We start from the raw sequence: 3,583 nt of genomic DNA, 5'->3' as shown, positions 1-3,583 counted from the left end.
TCAGACGTTGCGAAGCAGCTCCAGCACCCGCTTCACGTCCGGGTCGGCAAGGTCGCCTTCTGGTTCCTTGCGCGCGAGCAGCAAGTCCATCAGGTCGTTATCGCTCAGCTCGAGCAGGCGCGTGAGGGCGCCCACATCGGCGTCGCTGAGGTCATGCTCGTAGCGGTCGAAAAAACGCTCGAAAATCAGGTCGTTTTCGAGCAGACCGCGCCGCGCGCGCCAGCGAAGGCGCGCGCGGCGATGGGGATCGGACTGATGCGATTCCATTTGATCGCGCCGCCTCAAACCGCGCGGCGGACCATCAGTTCCTTGATCTTGCCGATCGCCTTCGTCGGGTTCAGCCCCTTCGGGCAAACGTCGACGCAGTTCATGATCGTGTGGCAACGGAACAGGCGGTACGGGTCTTCGAGGTTGTCCAGACGCTCGCCGGTGGCTTCGTCGCGGCTGTCCGCGATGAAGCGGTAAGCCTGCAAGAGACCCGCCGGGCCCACGAACTTGTCCGGATTCCACCAGAAGCTCGGGCACGACGTCGAGCAGCTCGCGCACAGAATACACTCGTAGAGGCCGTCGAGCTCGTCGCGCTGTTCCGGCGACTGCAGACGCTCCTTCTCGGGCGGCGGCGTGTCGTTGATCAGGTACGGCTTGATCGAGTGATACTGGTTGAAGAACTGCGTGAAGTCGCAGATCAGGTCGCGCACCACGGGCAGCCCCGGCAGCGGACGCAGCACGATCTTCTGCGGCAGCTCGTTCAGGTTCGTGAGGCACGCGAGACCGTTCTTGCCGTTGATGTTCATCGCGTCCGAACCGCATACGCCTTCGCGGCACGAGCGGCGGAACGACAGCGTTTCGTCGAGTTCCTTGAGCTTGACCAGCGCGTCGAGCAGCATGCGCTCGTGCGTGATTTCCAGCTCGTACGACTGCATGCGCGGCGCGGCGTCCTTGTCCGGATCGTAGCGGTAGACTTCAAAAATTCGTTTGGCCATTTCCGATTCCTTTTAACTGGCTTAGAACGTACGCGCCTTCGGCGGCACGGACTCGACGGTCAGCGGCTGCATGTGAACCGGCTTGTAGTCGAGACGGTCGCCCTCGCTGAACCACAGCGTATGGCGCAGCCAGTTTTCGTCGTCGCGGTGCTCGAAGTCGCTTTGCGCATGCGCGCCGCGGCTTTCCTTGCGCGCTTCGGCCGAGACCATCGTTGCGCGCGCAACTTCAATCAGGTTCGCCACTTCGAGCGCTTCCACGCGCGCCGTGTTGAACACCTTCGACTTGTCCTTCAGGTGGATGTGCTTCGCGCGCTCGGCGATCTGCGCGATGTCCTGCACGCCTTCGGCCAGCAGCTTCGAGGTGCGGAACACGCCCGCATGCTTCTGCATCGAGCCGCGGATGTCGTTCGCGACGCTCTGCGCGTACTCGCCCGAGGTCGACTTGTCGAGCTCGGCCAGGCGCGCGAGCGAGAAGTCGGCGGCATCAGCGGGCAGCGGCTTGTGATCGCGGATTTCCTTCACGTGCTTGACGATGTGGTTGCCCGCGGCACGGCCGAACACCACGAGGTCGAGCAGCGAGTTCGTGCCCAGGCGGTTCGCGCCGTGCACCGAGACGCACGAGCATTCGCCCACGGCGTAGAAGCCGTTGACCGGTTCTTCGTGACCCTTCGCCGTGCCCACGACCTGGCCGTGGATGTTGGTCGGGATGCCGCCCATCTGGTAGTGGATGGTCGGCACGACCGGGATCGGCTCCTTGATGCAGTCCACGTTCGCGAACTTCAGCGCGATTTCGCGGATCGACGGCAGACGCTTCATGATCGTCTCGGCGCCGATGTGCGAGAGGTCGAGCAGCACGTGGTCCTTGTGCGGACCCACGCCACGGCCTTCCTTGATTTCCTGGTCCATCGAGCGCGAGACGAAGTCGCGCGGTGCGAGGTCCTTGAGCGTGGGCGCGTAGCGCTCCATGAAGCGCTCACCGTTAGCATTGCGAAGAATACCGCCTTCGCCGCGCACGCCTTCGGTGATCAGCACGCCCGCGCCGGCCACGCCCGTGGGGTGGAACTGCCAGAACTCCATGTCCTGCAGCGCGATGCCCGAGCGCGCGGCCATGCCGAGGCCGTCACCGGTGTTGATGAACGCATTCGTCGATGCCGCGAAGATGCGGCCCGCGCCGCCCGTGGCGAACAGCGTGGTCTTGCCTTCGAGGATGTAGACGTCGCCCGTTTCCATTTCGAGCGCGGTCACGCCGAGCACGTCGCCTTCGGCGTCGCGGATCAGGTCCAGCGCCATCCATTCGACGAAGAACGTGGTCTTGGCCGCAACGTTCTGCTGGTACAGCGTATGCAGCAGCGCGTGGCCGGTACGGTCGGCAGCAGCACAGGCGCGCTGGACCGGCTTCTCGCCGTAGTTGGCCGTGTGGCCGCCGAACGGACGCTGGTAGATCGTGCCATCGGCATTGCGGTCAAACGGCATGCCGAAGTGTTCGAGCTCGTACACGGCGTTCGGCGCTTCGCGGCACATGAACTCGATCGCGTCCTGGTCGCCGAGCCAGTCGGAGCCCTTGATTGTGTCGTAGAAGTGGTAGTGCCAGTTGTCTTCGCTCATGTTGCCGAGCGAGGCGCCGATGCCGCCTTGTGCGGCGACCGTGTGCGAGCGCGTCGGGAACACCTTCGACAGTACGCACACCGAAAGACCGGCGCGCGCGAGTTGCAGCGATGCGCGCATCCCCGAGCCGCCCGCGCCGACGATAACCACGTCGAACTTGCGACGCGGCAGAGAATTCTTGATTGCAGCCATTCTTTTACACTCTCCAGAGAATCTGAGCGGCGTAGCCGAGGCTGCCCAGCAGCCAGGCGATCGTCAGTACGTCCAGCACGATGCGCAGGCCGACCGGCTTGATGTAGTCCATCCAGATGTCACGCACGCCAATCCAGGCGTGGTAGAACAGCGCGACCACCGTCACGAAGGTGGCGAGCTTCATCCATTGCGCGGAGAAGATCGAGGCCCAGCCGTCGTAGGTGAAGTCGTGCGCGCCGAAGAACAGCACGAGCAGTACGATGGTGTAGATCGCCATGATCACGGCGGTGGCGCGCTGGGCGATCCAGTCGCGCAGACCGTAATGCGCGCCCACGACGAGGCGCTTCGGACCGATTCCGTTTTTAGCCGACATTATTAGAATGCTCCGAACAGTTTGGCCGCGAAGGCGATCGTGAGGATCGTGGAGATCACAACGACGACGAGCGAGGTGGACTTGCCTTTTTCCTTGCTCACGAGGTCATGGCTGAAGTCCATGAACAGGTGGCGCACGCCGGCGCAGAAGTGAAACAGGAAGGCCCAGCCGAGGACCAGCACGACGATCTTGACGACGATGTTGGAGAGAAAGCCCTGGAAGACCTCGAAGCTGAGCTCCGAAGTGAGGCTCTGGTCGAACAGGAACAGGATGAAAGGCAGGAACAGGAACAACAGCGCGCCGCTCACGCGGTGGCCGATCGACACGCGCCCCGCGAGCGGCAGGCGGTAGGCGAGCAATATCTGCCCAAGCCCGATGTTCCGGTATTCCGGCCTCGGTTTTTTTGTGGCTTCTGCCATGCTAGACCCCT

General features: G+C 63.3%; 5 protein-coding genes. All 5 read right to left on the bottom strand.

Going from position 1 to position 3,583, the window contains the following annotated elements:
* The 5 genes from U5775_RS38600 to sdhC are packed head-to-tail and all read right to left on the bottom strand — an operon-like array spanning position 1 to position 3,572.
* A complete protein-coding gene (locus U5775_RS38600) occupies positions 1–267 on the bottom strand; it encodes a succinate dehydrogenase assembly factor 2 (protein ID WP_027797784.1) in 267 nt (88 codons plus the stop codon).
* 14 nt (positions 268–281) lie between these two features.
* A complete protein-coding gene (locus U5775_RS38595; protein ID WP_322063380.1) occupies positions 282–983 on the bottom strand; it encodes a succinate dehydrogenase iron-sulfur subunit in 702 nt (233 codons plus the stop codon).
* Between the two features lie 21 nt (positions 984–1,004).
* Positions 1,005–2,780: a succinate dehydrogenase flavoprotein subunit gene (gene sdhA, locus U5775_RS38590; protein ID WP_322063379.1), complete on the bottom strand. Its 1,776-nt coding sequence runs from the start codon at positions 2,778–2,780 to the stop codon at positions 1,005–1,007.
* 4 nt (positions 2,781–2,784) lie between these two features.
* Positions 2,785–3,153: a succinate dehydrogenase, hydrophobic membrane anchor protein gene (sdhD, locus tag U5775_RS38585; RefSeq protein WP_322063378.1), complete on the bottom strand. Its 369-nt coding sequence runs from the start codon at positions 3,151–3,153 to the stop codon at positions 2,785–2,787.
* A gap of 2 nt (positions 3,154–3,155) precedes the next feature.
* Positions 3,156–3,572 carry a succinate dehydrogenase, cytochrome b556 subunit gene (gene sdhC, locus U5775_RS38580; RefSeq protein ID WP_322063381.1) on the bottom strand — a complete coding sequence of 139 codons (417 nt, stop codon included), beginning with the start codon at positions 3,570–3,572 and terminating at the stop codon, positions 3,156–3,158.
* Positions 3,573–3,583 lie beyond the last annotated feature (11 nt).

This window comes from Paraburkholderia sp. J63 (assembly GCF_905220245.1).
GTDB lineage: Bacteria > Pseudomonadota > Gammaproteobacteria > Burkholderiales > Burkholderiaceae > Paraburkholderia.
Note: the sequence above shows the minus strand (reverse complement) of the source record. Positions and strands in the feature narration are given on the sequence as shown.

Bases quoted from the DNA above. Each gene is read 5' to 3' on its own strand.
- sdhD (WP_322063378.1), bottom strand. From the start codon at position 3,153: ATGTCGGCTAAAAACGGAATCGGTCCGAAGCGCCTCGTCGTGGGCGCG.
- U5775_RS38600 (WP_027797784.1), bottom strand. From the start codon at position 267: ATGGAATCGCATCAGTCCGATCCCCATCGCCGCGCGCGCCTTCGCTGG.
- sdhA (WP_322063379.1), bottom strand. From the start codon at position 2,780: ATGGCTGCAATCAAGAATTCTCTGCCGCGTCGCAAGTTCGACGTGGTT.
- U5775_RS38595 (WP_322063380.1), bottom strand. From the start codon at position 983: ATGGCCAAACGAATTTTTGAAGTCTACCGCTACGATCCGGACAAGGAC.
- sdhC (WP_322063381.1), bottom strand. From the start codon at position 3,572: ATGGCAGAAGCCACAAAAAAACCGAGGCCGGAATACCGGAACATCGGG.